Below are 823 nucleotides of genomic sequence, written 5' to 3' on the forward strand. Positions count from 1 at the left end.
GCTGCGGGCTCCTGTCGATCAACGCCTTGATCTCCGCCTCGATGGCCTCGATCTGGCCGATGACGGCTTTCAACATGGCCGCAAGGGATGTCTTGATCACCTTGCCGGCCGGGCCTTTTGACCGGTTCTGCTCGGCCACCTTGATGGCCACGAGGTCCTCTCGCCGGGCCACCAGAGCGGCCAGCATCTTCCGATCAGCTTCCGGCGGCAGGAACAGGGACAGCCGTTCCCAGCGGTCCTTGCCGTAGCGGGCGAGCGCCTCGGCATCGAGGGCGTCGGTCTTGGCAAGCGTGCCGAAGGAGCGGATAAAAGCCTTGACCTTCAAGGCATCCACCCGATGGCAGGCAATGCCGGCGGCCAGCAGCTCGGCCAGGAGCACATGCTCATGGCCGCCGGTCGGCTCGCAGACCGCGAGGTCGACGCGATCGATGCTTTTGAGAAAGCGGCGGATGGCGGCGGCGCTATTGTCGATGACGCAGGGCTTCGACGAAGGCGATGAGGAGCGAGCCTCGAAGACGGTCAGCGTGTCCTTGGAAACGTCGAAGCCCAGAACGATGTCGGGTGCCTGCTGCAAGACGGCCATGATGTGCTATCCTTCCCAAGTTGGGCCACCATGAGCTTCGGATTGTTCTCGGGCGTGGGTCTGATCGGCTAGGGTCAGGCCCCAGAGACCCCATCAACTCTCCAAGCGAATGATGGAGATGGCAGGGATCCTTGATGACACCGGGTGAAAGCCCGATCCTTGCACGGTCGCCTGCCAACGGCCTCTCCGGGGTCGTCAAACCAGCCGGAGAGGCCGCCTCAACTTACCCCGGCGCAAACG

General features: G+C 63.7%; 1 protein-coding gene. It reads right to left on the reverse strand.

Annotated elements, in window-relative coordinates:
* Nucleotides 1–583: IS110 family transposase (locus tag CXZ10_RS20660; RefSeq protein WP_143741587.1), on the reverse strand; the 583-nt coding region annotated here is incomplete at its 3' end.
* Nucleotides 584–823 lie beyond the last annotated feature (240 nt).

The organism is Pleomorphomonas diazotrophica (assembly GCF_002844595.1).
In the GTDB taxonomy this organism is placed as follows: Bacteria; Pseudomonadota; Alphaproteobacteria; order Rhizobiales; family Pleomorphomonadaceae; genus Pleomorphomonas; species Pleomorphomonas diazotrophica.